The organism is Arcticibacterium sp. SM2516 (assembly GCF_057914865.1).
In genome coordinates this window covers 1,106,865-1,126,893 of the sequence record NZ_CP195290.1, presented here as the reverse complement: position 1 = coordinate 1,126,893, position 20,029 = coordinate 1,106,865, and the positions used below count along the sequence as shown (strand labels likewise).

The 20,029-nt window shown below is 37.8% G+C and carries 11 protein-coding genes; 4 read left to right on the top strand and 7 right to left on the bottom strand.

Annotated features, from left to right (window positions below; all coding sequences use genetic code 11):
- Positions 1-159: 159 nt before the first annotated feature.
- The 3 genes from ACSBFT_RS04740 to ACSBFT_RS04730 form a co-directional block, all read right to left on the bottom strand.
- Positions 160-1,656 carry an alpha-L-fucosidase gene (locus ACSBFT_RS04740; RefSeq protein WP_489603732.1) on the bottom strand — a complete coding sequence of 499 codons (1,497 nt, stop codon included), beginning with the start codon at positions 1,654-1,656 and terminating at the stop codon, positions 160-162.
- 250 nt (positions 1,657-1,906) lie between these two features.
- A complete protein-coding gene (locus tag ACSBFT_RS04735; RefSeq protein WP_489603731.1) occupies positions 1,907-5,287 on the bottom strand; it encodes a VCBS repeat-containing protein in 3,381 nt (1,126 codons plus the stop codon).
- An 11-nt stretch (positions 5,288-5,298) separates the two neighbouring features.
- Complete coding sequence (locus ACSBFT_RS04730; protein WP_489603730.1) at positions 5,299-6,321, bottom strand: zinc-binding alcohol dehydrogenase family protein; 1,023 nt, start codon at positions 6,319-6,321, stop codon at positions 5,299-5,301.
- 211 nt (positions 6,322-6,532) lie between these two features.
- Between ACSBFT_RS04730 and ACSBFT_RS04725 the strand changes: the two genes are divergently transcribed.
- Positions 6,533-7,384, top strand: a complete 852-nt coding sequence (locus tag ACSBFT_RS04725; protein WP_489603729.1) for an AraC family transcriptional regulator — start codon at positions 6,533-6,535, stop codon at positions 7,382-7,384.
- Between the two features lie 14 nt (positions 7,385-7,398).
- Here ACSBFT_RS04725 and ACSBFT_RS04720 read toward each other — a convergent pair whose 3' ends face one another.
- The 3 genes from ACSBFT_RS04720 to ACSBFT_RS04710 all read right to left on the bottom strand — a co-directional run bounded on the left by ACSBFT_RS04720 (position 7,399) and on the right by ACSBFT_RS04710 (position 12,367).
- The gene (locus ACSBFT_RS04720) at positions 7,399-9,198 is read right to left on the bottom strand and encodes an arylsulfatase (protein ID WP_489603728.1); all 1,800 of its coding nucleotides are present in this window, start codon (positions 9,196-9,198) and stop codon (positions 7,399-7,401) included.
- A gap of 46 nt (positions 9,199-9,244) precedes the next feature.
- Complete coding sequence (locus ACSBFT_RS04715) at positions 9,245-10,681, bottom strand: sulfatase family protein (protein ID WP_489603727.1); 1,437 nt, start codon at positions 10,679-10,681, stop codon at positions 9,245-9,247.
- 87 nt (positions 10,682-10,768) lie between these two features.
- On the bottom strand, positions 10,769-12,367 hold the full coding sequence (locus ACSBFT_RS04710; RefSeq protein ID WP_489603726.1) for a sulfatase family protein: 1,599 nt from the start codon (positions 12,365-12,367) through the stop codon (positions 10,769-10,771).
- A gap of 479 nt (positions 12,368-12,846) precedes the next feature.
- Here ACSBFT_RS04710 and ACSBFT_RS04705 point away from each other — a divergent pair, with 479 nt between their 5' ends.
- The 3 genes from ACSBFT_RS04705 to ACSBFT_RS04695 are packed head-to-tail and all read left to right on the top strand — an operon-like array spanning position 12,847 to position 18,696.
- A complete protein-coding gene (locus tag ACSBFT_RS04705; protein ID WP_489603725.1) occupies positions 12,847-15,990 on the top strand; it encodes a PVC-type heme-binding CxxCH protein in 3,144 nt (1,047 codons plus the stop codon).
- 4 nt (positions 15,991-15,994) lie between these two features.
- Complete coding sequence (locus ACSBFT_RS04700; protein WP_489603724.1) at positions 15,995-16,960, top strand: ThuA domain-containing protein; 966 nt, start codon at positions 15,995-15,997, stop codon at positions 16,958-16,960.
- Positions 16,957-18,696 carry a PQQ-dependent sugar dehydrogenase gene (locus tag ACSBFT_RS04695; RefSeq protein ID WP_489603723.1) on the top strand — a complete coding sequence of 580 codons (1,740 nt, stop codon included), beginning with the start codon at positions 16,957-16,959 and terminating at the stop codon, positions 18,694-18,696. The genes ACSBFT_RS04700 and ACSBFT_RS04695 overlap by 4 nt, the downstream gene beginning before the upstream one ends.
- 13 nt (positions 18,697-18,709) lie before the next feature.
- Here ACSBFT_RS04695 and ACSBFT_RS04690 read toward each other — a convergent pair whose 3' ends face one another.
- Complete coding sequence (locus ACSBFT_RS04690; protein ID WP_489603722.1) at positions 18,710-19,723, bottom strand: LacI family DNA-binding transcriptional regulator; 1,014 nt, start codon at positions 19,721-19,723, stop codon at positions 18,710-18,712.
- Positions 19,724-20,029 lie beyond the last annotated feature (306 nt).

Sequence of the window (20,029 nt, the reverse complement as noted above, 5' to 3'; positions counted from 1 at the left end):
CCTCAAAAAGGCCAGCCGGCATAAGGTTATTGCGGAAACAATACTACAAAACGGGAACAGCCTTTAAAAATAAAGAGGCTGTTTCACTATCGTGAAACAACCTCTTACCTTACCAGGAGAAGGGTCTTATTCAATCAATCCTTTTACTCCTTAGTTTCTTTAATTTATCTTAAGACCATAAGCAAAATCGCATGGTCTGTAAGAAGGTAAAATCACTTTTAATCCTTCCTTAGTTTGTTTAAACTTGATAGTTTCGTCAGAACCCATCATGGTGATAGCGTTAATTTTCGCCGTATAATTAGGGTTCCCTTTTGCTAAGGTCTTGATTAATATTTCGTTGCTTTTTGGCCACTCCATAAAGAAAGCATAAAGCTGCTCCCCTTGCATGGTGTATCTGATATCTTCAGCACCTAAGTCTTTGTTGTTTCCTTCAGAAAGGTGTCCTTCTACTATTTTTGTAGGGCCTTCGCCGTAAATACTGAATGGTCGGCTACCGTAAATAGCTTCTCCGTTTACTTTCAACCAATCGCCCATTTCTAGTAAAACCTTCTGTTGGTCGTAAGGAATAGTTCCGTCAGCTTTCGGGCCAACATTTAATAGCATACTTCCGTTTTTACTTACAATATCCACTAAATCATCTATCAGCGTATTAGTTTCTTTAGACTCCCAGTTGCTCACATAACCCCATGAATTTTTACCAACTGAAGTGTCTGTTTGCCAGAAAAAGTCTCTAATCACAGCAGATTTACTTCTTTCCATGTCATGCACATAGGCTCCTTCTGCCAGTGACTCATACTTATGATTTTTGCCCTGCAATACTACTTCTTTGTTCCAGTCAAGAGCTTTATTATAATAGTAAGAGGTCAATTTCAAGTGCTCATCGGCGTACTCGGGTCTGTCCCAGCCAAAGTCAAACCACAAAATATCTGGCTGATAGTTATCAATTAACTCGGTAGTTCTTTTCATCCACATATCTTTAAACTCGGCAGTGGGAGCTTCATTACTACTTTTCATTATTGGACCGTACAATTGCTCATACTTAGGAGCGGTATTTCCCAACTCTGGCTTCTTATTAAAAAAGTCTTGATTAAAGGCCAAGTGTGAAGATACCCCGAACTTCATTCCCCTCTTTGCTGTCTCTTTTTTAAGCTCGCCTATGATATCTCTTTTAGGCCCCATATCCACCGAATTCCAAATCGTATAAGAGGAGTTATACATAGCAAAAGCATCATGATGCTCCGCCACAGGCACAATGTATTTTGCACCAGACTTCTCAAAGATATCTAGCCACTCAGCGGCATCAAATTGCTCCGCCTTAAACATGGGTATAAAATCTTTGTAGCCAAATTTACTAGGATGCCCAAAAGTCTTTACATGATATAAATAATCATCTGATGGCCCTTGCTTGCCCTTATTGCCATGATAAGAAGTATTAGAATTTTCATCTATATACATATTACGAGCATACCACTCTGAGCCATAAGCTGGAACAGAATACACACCCCAGTGAATGAAAATACCAAATTTGGCATCTTTAAACCACTCAGGAATCTCATATTTCTGAGCGATAAGGTCCCAGTCTTCTCGGTATCTTTCCTGAGAAAATGCGGATACAAAACCCACCAATAATAAAAGCGTCAATGCTATTTTTTTCATACTTTTTTTGAATGCTTAAGACACACAAAAAGAGAGAAAATCTCTCTTTTTGTAATCTTTAACTCTATTAACTAAACATTATATGTAACCTATTACATCAAAACAATATAGTATTAACAAAAAATATACTCCATCATATTTTCTTTGTCTAATATTAATCTATAACAAAATTATACCATTTAGAAGTGGATATTTACCATAATTCGAGCATAACATAATACCATTTTAGCATTTATGCTTTTACTTGAACTTATCTGATATCAGAATTACGTAAACTGTAGTATTTAATGGGGCTGTCATTGGCACCTACTATCAGGTTTTGCCCCTCATTTATGAGTTTCATAGACCTCACATCACCTTTTAGAAATAATCCTGAAGAATAAGAAGGCATAGAAAGCCATCCTTTCCCTTTTTGATTTATTAAAACTGTTCCATAGGAAGCATCCGATCTGCCAGTACTCACCTCTGTATGATATTCATTCCCTGCCAAAATGATATCAACAAAACCATCCGCGTTTACATCCGTTATTTCTATGGCGTTTACAGGGGCAAACTGTGCTTCTTTGGGCAATGCATGCCTCATGAACTTCCCCCCTCCCAAGTTTTCAAACCATGCCGTACTTAAGTATTCACACTTTAATTCCGTTAGATCTTCCCTACCAAAGTAATCTAGAATTTCGTTCAAGTTTGCTTTAGAATAAGCTTCATATTTGGCATAACCCTGTCTTATTTTAGGCGTTTGCTCCGCGAACTGATCTCTACTTAAATCCGGGTAAAGTTCATATTGACCCTTAATACCCTTGATGAAATAAGCAGGAATAAGCTCCTTAATGCCATTATTATCCAAATCTTTTGCGAACAAGTAAGCCGAACGAGATGCTGAAACATGATATTTATTATTGTCTCCAAAATTACCAGCCACAATATCTAAATCACCGTCATTATCCAAATCAGCCAGTTTCAAACTTCTCCACCAACCATGATTCCCTTTTAATCCTGTTTCTTGCGTTAAACGCTTAAAACCTTTTCTTGTATTTTTAAAAAACTCCAGCTCCATATAGTCTCCACAGAGCACAAGGTCTTGCAAGCCATCTTGATCAAAATCCAAACTAACGGCATCTGTAACCATTCCTACATGTTTCAAATCTAGAGAAGTAATATCTTTAAATTTTCCGTTTACATTTTCAAACAAATAGCTCTCTGGACTGCTTGGAAAAATAGCGTTATCTATACGCCCACCAATAAAGAGATCGTCATCGCCATCGTTATCATAATCCATGGCGTCTATCGTGGACGAAAACACTTTAAAGTTCTCTGGGAAAATATTTTCTGTAAGCTTAAAACCACCCCTAGCATCGTTCAAATAAACGGATACTTTCTGCTGTCCAGAACCCGACAACTCTGTACTTCCGCCTACAGTTACTAAATCCAAGTCGCCATCTTTGTCTAAATCTAAAAAGGCGGCATCCAAATCTTCCATTTCAAGACTTCCAGCCAAACTGTTTTTCGCAAAAAAGCCTTGCTTATTTTGGATATAAATTATAGATTCTTGGCCCTTTGCTCCGCCAATAAAAATATCCTCTAATCCATCACCGTTTACATCTGCTTTTGCCATGGCAGGTCCAAGTTGAGAATATTTCTGTGGCTGCATTCTTCTTAAAGAATAATCAGAAAAAATATTTTCTTTATGTGGCTCAAAGCTTCCAGAAGAAAGTTCTTTAAAAAGTGGCGTAGCTCCCTTTAAAAAACGCCAAAATGAAGCGTCTTTAGCCTCTTTTTCCGTTATGACAATTTCCTGATTTGCCTTTATGTTTACCAAAAAACTAAGCTTCCCCGAACTCCAAAGCACCTTTACTGAGTCTGCATTTTGTAGTTCTCCTAAGCCTACATGAATCCTTTTATCTACACTCGAAGCATAACCTCTGGTAGATGTTTCCTCAAAAATCTGGCTATCTTCTCCAGAATACACCAATATTTTGGCACCTATTCCATTTACGTTACCTGCAAGCCCTTCCAGTCTAATTCTTAAGAAATTATTCGTAGAATCTTTCTCTGTTCCTCTTAGTTCGTTTCTATAAATGAAGGCCTCTTGATTCATGTTATTGACCACCAAATCCAAGTCTCCGTCATTATCAAAATCGGCGTAAGCAGCCCCCTGAGAAACAGACTTTTCTCCTTTTCCTAAAAGCTCTGATTTATTTGTAAAATTTAAATCCTTTTCATTGACAAAGAGGAAATTCTGCTCGCTTACCGAGCCAAATTTATCCAGCTGTTTTGTCCATTTTATTACCTCTTCTTGTGAAACACCACGTTCGGAGGAACCACCAAAAAATGACTGCTTCGACAGCTCTTCACTGGTAAAAGAAATGAAATCATTATTCGTTAAATCTTTCCCTAGGCCATTTGAAATGTGAATATCTTTCCAGCGATCATTGTTAAAATCGGCAAAAAGAATACTCCAACTCCAATCTGTTTCAGATATTTCAGCGAGCTGACCTACCTCCGAAAAAACAGGAACATTCCCTGAAGGAATTCCCTGATTCACTTGAAGCATATTTCTACTGTACTGGTGATGATAGCCTGCTCTTCTTTGCATATCATACTTATCTGGACTGAAGCCCAAAGACATCATCTTTTTCCTTTCGTTGGTATTTGGCATCATATCCAGTACGCCAATGTCGGGCAGCAAATCGTTGTTAATATCAGCAATGTCCACCCCCATACTGCTAAAGCTTTGATGCCTGGTAGCCGTATTTATATGATTTTCAAATCCACCTTTGCCATTATTAATCCAGAGGTAATCATTGCTTAAGTAATCATTTGCGACATAAATGTCTGGAAGGTTATCTTGATTAACATCCGAGATAACGACACCTAGCCCATAACCATCTTCCTTTATTCCGGCAACATGAGACACATCCACAAAAAATGGATGCTCTAAACCACCCTCATTTCTAAAAAGCTTATCTGCAGAAGCAGATAGCCCAGAAGTATCTATCCTTACTATCCTATTAGGCTGTGATTCAAAAAGCTTATGATTAAGCAAATACATATCCAAATCGCCATCTTTGTCGTAATCAAAAAAGGCAGCATTGCTCGAAAAACCGGTATCTGCCAAACCGTAAGCTTCAGCAGATTCTATAAATTTGAGTTCTGCGGTGCCTTGATTTATAAATAGGAGATTTCTTCTCTCGAGCGGATTTCTAAAATGTGAAACACAAAGATATATGTCGTCCCAGCCGTCTTGATTGACGTCCTCTACGGTCACCCCGGTAATCCATTCGGTATGGGTAATACCAGCCGCAAGGGTCACATCTTCAAATTCAAAATTACCTTTGTTTAAATAAAGCTTACTCTCCACTTGACTACCTCCAAAGAAAATATCCTGAAGACCGTCTTTATTAAAATCACCCACCCCTACACCTGAACCGATATAGATATACTCATTATGGTAAAAGTTGAGGGAGTCGTCTTCTATAATTTCATTATTAAAAGTGATACCAGAATGACTGGAAGATATTTGTGTAAACTTCAGTTCACCCGTCTTCACCTCATTAGTGCAGCTTAAAGCAGCAATCAAACCGCTTATTGCCACCAGAAAAACCCAATACGGATGAAGACGACTAGTCATAAAACCATACACTAAAGTTCAATAATAGCCTTTATCACCTCTTGACTTGGTTCTAAAAAACTCTCAAATTTATCCGGCATATCCTCGAAACTAGTGCGATGCGATAGCCACGGATTTGTATCAATAACCTTTCGTTCTATCAGAGAAATAATCTCTTTAAAGTCTTTTGGTAGACAATTTCTACTGGACATCAGCGTCAATTCTCTTTTATGAAAATTAGGGTCAAAAAACGTGACGTCACCTTGGAATAAACCCACAAAAACCACTCGGCCACCATGAGCCACAATATTAAATGTGTTTAACATAGAGTTTTTATTTCCAGTAGCATCAATCACCACAGATGGCAATTCTCCTCCCAATGCAGCCCTTAAATCTTCCTCTTCTAACTTACCAGAAACCTCAATGCTACTTTCTGAAAGGCCTAATTTTTCAATAAAACGTAAGCGACTCGTAGAAATATCGGCCATGCACACCTGTGCCCCCTTCAATTTACTAAACTGTGCGACTCCCAAACCTATAGGACCAGCCCCAATAATCAGAACCTTTTCTCCTTGGCTTAAATTAGCCCTATTAACCGCATGTAAACCAATACCCAAGGTCTCCACCAATGCCAACTGGTCAAAACTCATAGTATCTGACTTATGAATTTTATTTAATGGAATAGAGATATATTCTGCCATACCACCGTCTGAATGAACACCAATAACTTGGATTTTCTCACAGCAATTAATATGTCCAGAATTACATGCCTGACATGCTCCACAATTCAAATAAGGTTCTATAGCGACCTTATCCCCTACCTTTAAATTGTGCTTAGCAGAACCTTCAGAAATGGAAACTATTTCGCCCCCTAACTCATGCCCTAAAATTCTCGGATAAGTAAAAAATGGCTGGTCTCCCTTAAACGCGTGATAGTCTGTGCCACAGATACCTATTCGTTTAATTTTAACAATTGCTTTGTTTTCTTCAGCTTTAACTTCGTCTTGCTCTATAAAACTAAACTGTCCTGGTTCTTTAAGAATAATTGCTCTCAATGTCCTATTTTTTATTTCTATGACTTATTCAAATGTAGGTAAAACTTCCTTTTGCTAAGAAAATTTTTCACTTCTCTCAGATTTACAATTAAATATTACTTTATTTGTCCCTCTATTAGATTTAAACAAAATAACCACAGAAAAAGACAACAATTCGTAAAAATATTAGCAATACGTAATACTATATAAGCAAGTCATAAATAGTTTAAAAATGAAAGCTCAATTACTCAAAATTTCGAATAAAATAGAGCAGTCCTTTAGCATAAGGCATGATGAAGTACCGGTCTATCATAACAGGTGGCATTACCATCCGGAAATAGAAATTATCCTTATAAGAAAGGGTAAGGGCACTTTTATTATAGGAGATGCTGTATCTCCATTTGAGGAAAATGACATTTTTATGCTCGGCTCTAATTTGCCCCACTTATTCCGATATGACACTACGGAAGACCAGAACTATTCCGATGCTTTTGTGATTCACTTTTTGCCCTCATTTTTCAATAACGACTTTCTTTCATTTCCTGAAATGAAGGCTGTTAGAGAAATCATCTCAAAAGCAACCAGAGGTATTCAAATAAAAAACAACGACCCCATCCAGAACAATTTTATATTTGAATCTCTGCACGACTCGCAAGGGCTTCAGAGAATAATAAAATTATTCAATGTAATGGCTCATATTACGGAGAACTCAAACAATACATTGTTGAGCTCTTTGGGCTTCTCTCAAACCTACGACTCCATTGACAGTGAGCGACTTGACAACATTTACCAGTATGTTTTAAGTAACTTTGATAGAGAAATTAGCTTGGAAGAAATATCCAACGTGGCGAACTTAAGCGTCAACTCTTTTTGTAGATATTTCAAAACCAAAACCAATAAAACTTTCACCAATTTCTTACTTGAAATCAGGATTGGTCATGCCTGTAAATTGCTGCTAGAAACAGACTTGAACATTTCACAAATATGTTTCGAATGTGGCTTTAATAACCTATCCAATTTCAATAGATATTTTAAGAAATTTGTAAAGAAAACGCCAACCGAATATCTAAAAAAAGTTAAGTAGATCTCTTCGAGATCCTATTCATTAACTGGTTTTATATAAGCATAATACACTTGTTTTTTCTCGCCAGAATCTAAACGAAAAGAAGCCTCCATAATTTGCTTTCCTTTTTTTAGTTCAAGATTAAAAACAGCTTTGTCGCCTATGTTCTTTGGCGAAATAAAATGGGTTTCCTTGTCCACGATAAGTTCCGCTCCATTAATTAACCACTTCTCTCCTTCTAAGTATTGATTTTTCCCAGGGATATCATCTCCCTTCGGTGCAGCATCTCTTAAACCTAAAGCAGACTCCTTTGGCCATCGGCATAGTTCCACTTCGTAGAATCCATCATTTTTAACCTCTATTGGCCAGTAACCCCTAGCTCCCGAACCACTTCTTACTTGAGATTGTGACCAGGTAGGGTGCCCCACCGGGGTATGTAAATCATGGCTATTTAACTGAACCAACTCCGGAATATCCTTTCCAACAGGAATAAAGCTCATATGTGCAGCTGCCTTTTCACTTCCTTTCCACCACGTTTCATAAGCCGTTTTTAGGCTATCCATTAAAGCTGGATGCAGCTGAGCAAGATTATTTTTTTGTCCTGGATCGTTTTTAATATTATAGAGTTCGTTTTCACCTATCATCCTCCATTTATCTTTCATAATAGAAGGCTGTTTCCACTTTATTAAATCATCCTCTCGCTGCGTATCTACCACTAAAACCCTGTCTGGATTTTCATTCTTATAAATTACATTTTTAAGCGAAATGCCATCCAGCTTAGCAGAAGGACTTGAAATCCCACATAAATCTGCTAAGGTTGGGAAAAAGTCTACATAAGATGTCAGCGTATTGATCTCTTTTCTTTGGGCAAGATGACCATTAGGCCAATGCATAATAAACGGCACGCGATGCCCTCCTTCATATTCTGAGCCTTTGGTTCCTCTCATTCCTGCATTAAATCCCTTTTTCACTTCGCCATTTTTATCAAAAGAAACACCCGCTGCCGTACCATTGTCCGACATATAAATAAAAATGGTATTCTCTGCCAATCCTTTCTCAGCTAAAAAAGCTCTGAGTTGACCAACGTTTTCATCAATATTGGTTATCATCCCGTAAAACTCTGGATTAGGAACTTCTTCCTGTCCTGCATATAAAGCACTGTATTTTTCAGGAACATTATACGGGCTGTGAGGAGCGTTAAGTGCGATATAGCAGAAAAAAGGTTCATCCTTACGCTGCTCTATAAACTTTTTAGCCTCTGAAAACCAAACATCGGTGCAATAACCATCAAATTGCTCTGCCACACCATTTCTAAAATAAGTATCGGAGAAATAATCGTTATTCCAGTAGTCTGGCTGTTGTCCTACACCACCGCCTTTATGAATTACAGATTCGTCAAAACCTCTATCTTGAGGTCTGAAAGGATAGTTATCTCCCAAATGCCATTTACCAAACATGGAGGTTTTATAGCCATTTTTTTGAAAATATTCTGCCATAGTAGCTTCATTCTCATTCAAAATCTCTCTACCCATAATGGTATGCCATACCCCCACATTATTGCTGAATTTACCCGTCATTAAACCGCCACGGCTAGGAGCACAAGTGGTTCCTACATGATAATCTGAAAACGATACACTTTCGTTTTGAAGAGCATCAATATTTGGCGTTTGAATCCATGGATTGCCATTGCAGCCTAAATCACCATAGCCTTGGTCGTCTGTTAGAATAAAAACCACATTAGGCTTAGCACTAATCTTGGCCTTTTTCTCTACACAACTTAACAAAATAAAACCTAAACACAGTAGGGCAAAAAGTGGATTTTTAATAATTTTCATGTTTACTTTTTTACAAATCAGGGTTCTTGATAGCATGCTGTTGCCATTACTTCTTCCAACTTTTACTTTGGGCTGTAATTTCTACATCCCAAATCTGAGCTGGATTGCTAGTATAAATAGGCTCAGCATCTTCAGCTGGAAAGTTAATAATTTCTCCCACCAATTTCTTATAACTCCTTTTACTTTCTGTTGTGTTCAAATTATCCTTTATATCCACTATTTCTTCTGGGTCAATCTTTAAGTCTACAAACTTTACCACTTCCCTTTTTGAATCTACAAATAGCTTAAAGCGTTCGTCACGAAGTACCCTATCCCGAAAAACATATTGGTTTTCTATGCCCTTATCGGTCAGCTTCGCATTATTCCCTCCCCCCATTCCTAGAATATATGCTTTATCAGATTTGTCAGACTCTCCCAAAAGCACTTTTTTAAAAGACTTACCATCTAGGGTATACGAAGAGCTATTTTTACCATTTATCAAATCAAGCGTAGTAGGTAATATATCTGTAATATCAATGAGTGCCTCCGAAACCTGCCCTTTTTTAATCTTTGAAGGCCAGCTCACAATAAATGGCTCATTTATACCTGACTCATTCGTGGATCCTTTGCCCCCATTTACCGTTCTCCCATCCAAAGTTCCAGTGATACTTCCAGACGTACCGTTATCTGTTGTCCATATAATGACGGTATTATCTAAAATTCCAGCTTCCTTTAAAGTCGCCACTATCTGACCAGTAAGTTTATCTGCATATCTCACCATGGCCTTATGTTTTCCTAAAACCGTGTCTGCCTCTTCGTCTGGTGTATTTACAAAAGGCGAATAGGTAAGCACCATTGGATAATAAATAAACATTGGCTTCTCTTTGTTCTCATTTATGAAAGTTTTCACAAAACCAGAGAAAACATCAGGTCCAAATTTGTCTCTATACGTTCTAGAACTCTCCTTATCTGAAAAGATGTAAGGGTCTTGGTATCTATTTGCACTGGCTTCAATACCGCCCTCATAACCAGTCCACATACAAAAATTATCAAATCCACTTTTAATTAAGGCATCTGGCTCCACTCTAAAATCGTCTATTTGCCATTTTCCGGCTATACACGTTTTATAACCTGCGTCTCTAATATTTCGTACCAATGACGGATTCAAAGTTTCGTCAAAATGAGCTCCTCCACCCCATCTAGGTACGTCCCAATGGTTTACCCAACCATGTCTAAAGGGATATTGAGCTGTTAAAAGACTAACCCTGGTAGGTGTGCATTGCGGCATGGAATAAAAATTATTGAAAACCATGCCGCTTGCTGCCAGCTCATCAATATTTGGTGTTTCTATATCATCGGCTCCAAAAGAACTCACCCACTCTTTCCCCAAATCATCCACCAGAATAAAAACCACATTGGGCTTTTGATAGGCTACGGAATCATTTGCTTTTTGATGACAAGACATCAGCAGCAGAGCACTGACAAAAACAAATATTTTTTTCATGGCTATAACCTCCTTAATGGCTATTTACTAAACCCTTATTATTTCAATTGGCTTGGATATAAAATCCGATACTAAATCTATTTTACCTCAGTCATTCCAGTGTGCTTTTATAACACTTTCAATATTGGGGTAGGCTTTATCCTCTTCATTATATTTTGTTCTTTGAGATAATATCTCCAGCTTTAATTTCTCTATTTCAGCTTTATACTTTGGGTCTTTATATCTGTTCACCACCTCTTTCGGATCCAAACTTAGATCATAAAATTCCCATGCCGCTGGTGTAGGCTCAAAGTGATACGACTCATTTGGATCACTCACCCAAGTAAAACTATTTTGACCATAAAGATCCGTATTATAATGCTGACCATAATAGAAGATGAGCTTTGACTTATCTGTTCTCACACCAAAATGAGCAGGCACATCATGATGTGTTAAATGCATCCAATATCTGTAATAAGTTGCAGCTCTAAAGTCCTGAGTAGGATTTGATAATACATTCTTAAAACTTTCTCCTTGCATATAAGAAGGTACTTTTCCCCCTGCTAGCTCTAATAAAGTTGGGGCATAATCTGTATTGTTTATAATCGCTTTGGTTCTACTATTAGCCTTAATCAATTTCGGATATTTAATGATAAAAGGCATTCTCATAGACTCCTCGTACATCCATCTTTTATCCATATAATCGTGCTCTCCAAGCATCATCCCTTGGTCACTGGTATACACGATAATGGTGTTATCCCACAGATCATTTTCTTTCAAATATTTGAACAGTCTACCCAAATTATCATCCACGCCTTTTACGCATCTTAAATAACGTTTTGTGTATTCCTGATAAGCTTGATGTGTACGTTCATCTTGATTTGCAATGCTATCTAAACCATACTGATGAGAATAATTACGATATGGGTGCCTAGATGAAACAGAAGTTCCTATCCTATCTCTCAGGGTATTATTTCTCCCTAAAGTAGCTTCCGACCCAAAAAATGGTTGAGCATACATACTGGCAGGTTCTGGAATTTCCACATCTGCCAAGTAAGGCTGATATCTTTCTGGATACTCAAAATCGTCGTGCGGTGCTTTATGATGATGCATTAAGAAGAAAGGCTTTGTTTTATCCCTCTTCTTTAGATATTCTAAGGTGATATCCGTGATAATATCGGATACATAACCCTTATGAGATTGCATATTGTCTGGCCAATTCCCTTCTGTACTCACCCTAAAACTTGGGTCAAAGTAATTTCCTTGACCGGGCAACACATTATAATAATCGAAAGCCGCAGGCTCGTCTTTTAAATGCCATTTACCAATCATAGCTGTTTGATAACCCAGCTTTTTCATTTCAATAGGTAAAAACTGCTTTTCTGGCGGCAAATTTCCATCTAAATCAAGTACTCCGTTGGTTTGGCTGTATTGGCCCGTCATGACGTTGGCTCTACTGGGAGTACAAATAGAATTGGTACAGAAAGCATTTTCAAAGACCATACCCTCTCTGGCAAACGCATCAATTACGGGAGTTGGATTAAGGGAAGATAAAGCTCCACCATAAATCCCAATCGCCTGACTGGTATGGTCGTCGCTCATGATATAAATGATATTAGGTTTCTTTTGAGCTAATCCACTTACAGTATAGCAGCAGAATGCCAACACTAAACTTAAACCTCGAAAAACTGATTTGAATTTACGCATACTTTTATTTCAATAGAATTTATAAATCATGATTTGAATCAAACATCCAGCACTTTAAAGCAAAAGCCCTGAACATAATAATATTATACCACCGTTTTCTAGCATATTCCTTTACAATGAAACTATATTACTGAGAAGTATAATTTTTCCGCAAATTATGGACATTTTTAGACTGGAATCCTCTATTTATTGGCAATAGCTAATATTAAATTAACTAAGGAGTGGCTAATTACGCATTTTGAAGAGTTTGGAATAAAAATCAAGAAATTCTTAGCCGTATATATCCAAAACAAATCATTCTGTAAAATCAACCAAATACAAATCAAGCTCAAAAGAAGAGCAGTTTTCGGTAAGAAAACTCTAAATCCCCCAATTACGTCGTTTTAAAGCGAATTGACGCATTCAAGAATCTGTATTTGTAAAAAAAAATTATAAATTGATTCGAAATTTCAACCATCATAATAAATACTTAGATCTGAATGTTAAATTCTTTCATTCGAAACCTTAGCCTTTGCCTTTTGGTAGCTATCGTTTTTATTGGCTGCAAGCCAGAGAAAAACTATCTTGAACTCACCCAAAACGCTCACATCACACTTATTGGAAATAACCTATGCTCCAGTATGTTGAACTATGGGTATTTTGAGACAGAAATGCACCTTAGGAATCCTGAGAAAAACCTATACATAAGAAATATGTGCGATGGCGGAGATACACCAGGCTTCCGTCCTCATTCTGGAAGAGTTTCTCCTTGGGCATTTCCTGGTGCTGAAAAATTTCAAACAGATTTAGCTCAGAAATCTGACAGCCGAGGTCATTTTGAAACACCAGATGAGTGGATAGGCAAGCATAAAACGGATATTATCATTGCATGCTTTGGTTTTTCTGAATCTTATGCTGGTGCAGCTGGATTAGATAATTTCAAGGCAGAACTTTCTGCTTTTATTGAGCATACTTTGGCTCAAAAATATAATGATACACTGGCTCCTCAGCTAGCTTTAGTGTCTCCTATAGCATTTCAAGACCTTTCGGATAAATATGATTTACCAAATGGCAAAGCCGAAAACGAAAATTTAGCCATGTACGCAAAGGCTATTGAAGAAGTAGCTGGTAAATATGAGGTGCTTTTCTTGGATGCCTTCACTCCTTCACAAGACTGGTTCGTTTCAGGGGAGCAATTAACCAGTAACGGTCAACAATTAAATGACGACGGATATAAAAGATTCTCTGAATTACTAGTAGATGGTGTTTTTGGAAAAGCTTCTGTTAAAAATGAGGACTTAAGAGAAGTCGTTAAAGAGTCGGTTTTGGAGAAAAACTGGTTCTGGCATAATGACTATAAAATCCCTAATGGCGTTCACGTTTATGGAAGGAGGTATGATCCTTTTGGAAGCGATAATTATCCAGAGGAATTGATTAAGGTAAGACAAATGACCGCCATAAGAGATACCTTAATATGGCAGACGGTGAATGGAAAACCTTTCGATTTAGCGGCGGCAGATGCCCAAACGCAAGACCTACATACCATAGAAACGAACTTCAAGCTTAAAGATAAGACGAGGTATTTAGATAAAGATGAAATCATGGACGCCTTTACCATGGCTCCGGGTTACAAGATTGACCTTTTCGCTTCTGAAGCAGAATTTCCGGAGTTGGCCAATCCTTCACAAATATCTTTCGATAATAAAGGCAGACTTTGGGTGGCTGTAATGCCTACCTACCCTCATTATAAACCGGGTGATGCTAGACCAAACGACAAATTAATAATCTTAGAAGATACTGACGGCGACTTCAAAGCGGATAAGTTGACCGTTTTTGCGGATAAGCTTCACATTCCTGCTGGTTTTGAGTTTGCACCAGAAGGTGTCTATATCTCTCAAGGAACCAACCTAAAATTATATACCGATACCGACGGTGACGATGTAGCTGATAAGTCTGAGATAGTATTAAGCGGTTTTGACGACCACGACACCCACCACGTCATAAGTGCATTTTGTGCAGACCCTTCTGGAGCTCTTTATATGGGAGAAGGTGTCTTTTTACATACCAATGTAGAAACGCCTTATGGTACCGTTAGAGCTACCAATGGTGGTTTTTATAGATATTCTCCACAAAAACATAAACTAGAAAGAACCGCTCAGCTGTCTATACCTAATCCATGGGGAATAGCTTTTGACCAGTGGGGACAGAACTTTTTTGCACATACTTCTGGTCCAGACATGAACTGGATGATGCCTGGAACCATTAAATCTAAATACGGATTGTCAAATCCAGGTTCTAGAAACTTGATTGAAGATGCACATCGTGTAAGACCTACTTCTGGCTTGGAATTTATTCATAGCAGACATTTCCCAGATGAAGTGCAAGGTGATTTCCTGATTAATAACACCATTGGTTTTTTAGGAACCAAAATGCACACTATGGTGGATGATGGCACGGGTTATAAATCTAAACACAGAATGGATTTAGTTAAAAGCTCTGATACCAATTTTAGACCTGTGGATATGGAGTTTGCTCCAGATGGCTCTTTATATCTAGCAGACTGGCATAACGTATTAGTAGGACACATGCAGCATAATGCAAGAGACCCACTGCGTGACCACGTTCATGGCAAAATATATAGAATTACGTATCCTTCAAGACCGCTGGTGACTCCTGCTAAAGTTTATGGTGCCAATATCACGGAGTTATTGGACAATCTCAAACTTCCAGAATACAGAACGAGATATAGAAGCAGAAGAGTATTAAGAGAGAAGAACCAAGATGAAGTGCTTTCAGCCTTGAAAACATGGTTAGCTAACTTAGACAAGTCTGATAAGAATTATGAGCATAACCTATTAGAAGGACTTTGGGTAAGCTGGGGTTTGAATAAGATTGATGAAGATGTACTAAAACAAGCACTGGCTGCTAAAGATCATAAAGTAAGAGCTGCGGCAGTAAAAGTCCTAAGATATTCAGGAAATGAAATACCAGACCAGCTAGACTTATTGAAAATAGCGGCTGCCGACCCACATGGCAGAGTAAGACTGGAAGCTTTTGTAGCAGGTTCATGGTTGGATGATACCTCTTCAAAAGAAATACTCAAAATAGCTGGAGAACAGCCTCTAGACGACTGGATGGACAAAACCTATCAGGCCGTAATAGATCATATGGTTCCTTTTAATCCGACAGAAAACCCAGATAAAGTGGCTCCTCTGGTTGAAAGTGTGGCCAAAAGAGACGTTGTTTTAAACGGAAAAGAAATTTTTGAGAGAGATGGATTCTGTGCCACCTGTCATCAGCCAAATGGTAAAGGTTTAGAGTCTTCTGGATTCCCTCCATTGACTAAAAACGAGTGGGTATCTGGTAGTGAAGATCGCCTTATAAAATTGGTTATGAAAGGCATTTATGGTCCCATCACCGTTAGTGGTAAACAATATCCTGGTCAGGTTCCGATGACACCTTTTGGAGCCATGCTAACCGACGATGAATTGGCATCCGTTTTAACCTATGTAAGAGGCTCTTTTGGAAATAATGCAAGTGCTATTACGAGCAAGAAAGTGGCGGATATTAGAGCACAGATAGCATCGAAAGATGGTTTTTACACACCTGAAGAATTACTAAAAGAACACCCTATAACCGAATAATTTTATGTTTTCAAGAGTATTAAGTATTGCTGCGGCTGTATTCATAGGCTTTAGCTCATGTACCAGTTCAAAAGCTAAAACTGAGAAACCACCCCATATTGTTTTTGTAATAGGTGATGAAGAATACCGCTCAGAAGAATCTATGCCTATGTTGGCCAAAATCCTAAAAAGAGATCTAAACGCCAAAATAACGCTGTGTTACTCCGTAGACAGTGCAGGCTATGCTGACCCTAATCGCTTAGATCATATTCAGGGATTGGAAGCTTTAGAAACTGCAGATTTGATGGTGATGTTTACCAGGTTCAGAGCTTTGCCGAAAGATGAAGCCAAATACATTACAGATTATGCCGAATCTGGAAAACCAATGGTAGGTTTTAGAACAACCACTCATACTTTTATGTACAAAAATGATTCTACCATGATGCACCTCAACAACGAATGGCCAACCAAAGTTTTTGGTCAGCAATGGATAACCCATCACGGACATTTTGCCGATGGTCATGGAGAATTAACTTCTGTGAGTTTATTACCAAATGTTAAATCACCAATCTTAAATGGTGTAGAACCTTTTGACGCCTTTTCATGGCTTTACCATGTGGATGGCGGGGATTGGAAATTATCTGGCGACAGCAAACCGCTATTAGAAGGTCTTTCTTTAAAGTCAAATCATGAAGCCAAAGGAGTGCTAGACAAATTTCCATTAACTAATCCAGTGGCATGGACCAAAACATACACAGGACAGAGTGGTACGCCTGCTAGAGTGTTTTTCACCACCTTAGGGCATCCTTATGATTTCAAAAAGGAGTCTATGAGAAAACTAGCTTTAAATGGTATCTACTGGGCTTTAGGAAAAGAAGCTGATATTCCAGAGAATGGAGCCAATGCTGAATTTGTAGATGCTTATGAGCCTAATAATTCTGGTATGGGAAATAAATTTAAGAAAGAATTAAAACCATTAGTAGTTGAATGATCAATCTTAAAGGCACGAAAACCCTGAAAAAGGTGTGGTTTGTTGGTTTATTTCTATGCTTAGCCAGTTTTCAAAGTTGTAAGAATGCTACAAAGCAAATAAAAGGTGGCAGCAATACAGCCTCAGAAGCCTCTATAAATTTAGGTAGAAACGTTTTTGAAAGTAACTGTGCGGCATGTCATAATTTTGAAAGAGATGGTATTGGACCTAATTTGGCTGGCTTGACAAAGCAACTAAGCTCCGAAGAGATTATGGATTTCATTTCTAATCCAAAGAAAGTTATTGACACTGGAAATGCCAGAGCTATTGATCTTCAGAAAAAATACAAAACCGTAATGCCTTCCTACGCTATGCTAGGAAAGGATAAATTATCAAGTCTAGTATCCTTTATACATACTTATAAAGATGTACCAAAACCTGTTGATATTAACGAAGAGGGTATTTTGGAAGACCCCATTCCTCAGCAGATTGAAAAGGCGGATTTTGTAGTTAATCTTAATTTCGCATTTCAGATACCGGCCTCTAACGATGAGATACCCAATACAAGAATAACTAAGCTGGAATCTCAACCAAATACGCATGATATTTTTGTTTTGGATATTAACGGTAAACTCTATCGTGTAAAAAACAATAAGCCAGAAGTGTACATGGACATGCAGGCATTAATGCCAAACTTTAAGCAAAAGTCGGGTTGGGCTACTGGTTTTGGAAGCTTTGCTTTTCATCCTGATTTCGAAAATAATGGTTTGCTTTATACTACGCATACAGAGCCAAAATATACGGAAAAGGCAGACTACGCTTTACCAGAAGAATTATCGAGCCAACTGCAATGGATCATTCAAGAATGGAAAACAGATGCTCCAGGAAATGTTCCTTTTAAAGGTACGAATAGAGAATTGTTTAGAATAGACATGGCCACACAAGCTCATGGTATGCAAAACATTGACTTTAACCCTACGGCTAAAAAAGGTGACAAAGACTATGGAAACCTATACATAGGTATAGGCGATGGTGGTGCTGTAGAAAGGAAATCCCCTGAGGTAACCTCCGGAAAACATTCTCCTTGGGGAAGTATTTTAAGGATAAACCCAATGGGAAATAATAGCGATAATGGATTGTATGGCATTCCATCTGACAATCCCTTTGTGAATATCATAGGAGAAAAGATAGCTAAAGAAGTTTACGCCAATGGTTTTAGAAACCCGCATCGTTTTACATGGACTAAATCGGGTAAAATGATTTCGGCCAATATAGGTCAACATAACATTGAATCGGTATATGTTGTTGAGCCCGGTGCTAACCATGGCTGGCCTAAGAGAGAAGGGTCTTTTGGTTTAAACCCGAAAGAGAGTGTTAGGAAAATATATAAACTCACCGAAGACGAAATGAAGGATGGTATCACCTACCCTACATTAGAATATGACCATGATGAAGGAAATGCCGTTTGTGGTGGTTTTGTCTATACCGGCACAAACATTCCTTCTTTAACTGGAAAGTACATTTTTGGCGATATTTTAAAGGGCAGACTATTCTTTGCTGAAGAAAGTGAAATGAAGGCTGGAAAAGCCATTGATTTTAAAGAAATGAGAATTGCCCTGAAAGGAAAAGAGACTACGCTTTTAAAAATGACTAACTCCGGTCATGCCAAATTGAGATTGGGTCAAGATTATAATGGAGACATTTATTTGTTTTCCATGAATGATGGTAAAGTATACAAAATGATAGGAGAGAAATAATTCGATCTGAACATTAAAAAGTAGATGAGTCACGAATCTTCAATTCGGGTTGAAAAACCTCGGTTCGTGGCTCAAATTCTTCTTCAGAATTTAGTTGCTCTATAAAAAGTCGAGCTGCCATTTTACCCATTTCAAAAGCAGGCTGAGAAACACTTGAAATAGAAGGTGACAATAAACTCATGATAGGTTCATCATTAAAGCCTACCAAAGCAATATCTTCGGGCATTTTCAATCCTTTATCTTTTATGGCCATATATGCACCAAGTGCTAATCTATCACTAATGGCAAAAATGGCATCCGGAATTATTTTCGAACGCAATAGCTCCATAGTCTTAAGATAGGCATTGTCTTTCTCAAACTTCCCATGCACTATTAAGGACTCATCAACGCTCATGTTGGCCTCCTTTAATGCTTTTAAATAACCTTGCTCTCTAGAGTTACTTATTTGTAGGTTTTTCTCAGCACCTAAATATGCTATCCTTTTACAGCCTTGATTGATCAAATGCTTCACAGCTTTGTAAGCACCCAGTTCATTATCTAGCACCACTTTTGATGCTCTAATATCCGGTGTATCTCTATCAAAAAACACCACTGGTTTATTCCTTTTAAGAATCTTCTTTATATGATCTGTATTTTGAGTTTCGCTACTTAAAGAAACTATAAGCCCTTCTACCTGACTACTCATAATTCTTTGTGTATTGGCTAGTTCCCTTCCATAAGATTCATTGGATTGACTAATTACTACGGTGTATCCAGCCTCCATGGCCGCTTCATCAATCCCTTTAACCGCAGAAGCAAAGAAGTAATCCATGTTTGGAACGATAACCCCTATTAAACGTGAATTCTGATTCACGAGGCTAGTAGCGACCATATTGGGTTGATAATCTACCTCCTCTGCAAACTTCAAAATACGCTCTTTCGTTTCAGGGTTTACTTCAGGCATATCTCTTAATGCTCTAGAAACGGTGGATATAGAAACGCCAAGTTCCTTGGCTATTAGTTTTATGGTTGGTGCCTTTCCTTTCATTTATGAATTCGTTTTAAACACATGTGAAATTGTATTTTTATCAGAAACCCATAAGGTTCCCATAATTTTTCAAAAACGCTCTAAATCACTCTTAACATTTTCAAAAACTAAATTAAGTTATAAAATTGTAGTTTACCAATAATTAAGTGTTAAATAAGAATAAAAATGCAAACGTTGCCGGAAACGTTTGCAGTCTATTTTTGTACTTTTATGTGTTTTTATTTCAGTATTCTCCTTGAAAACGTGCTTCAGGCTAGTAACTTTATATAAGAAACAGCATTAAATATTACTATTGAAACAATCTTA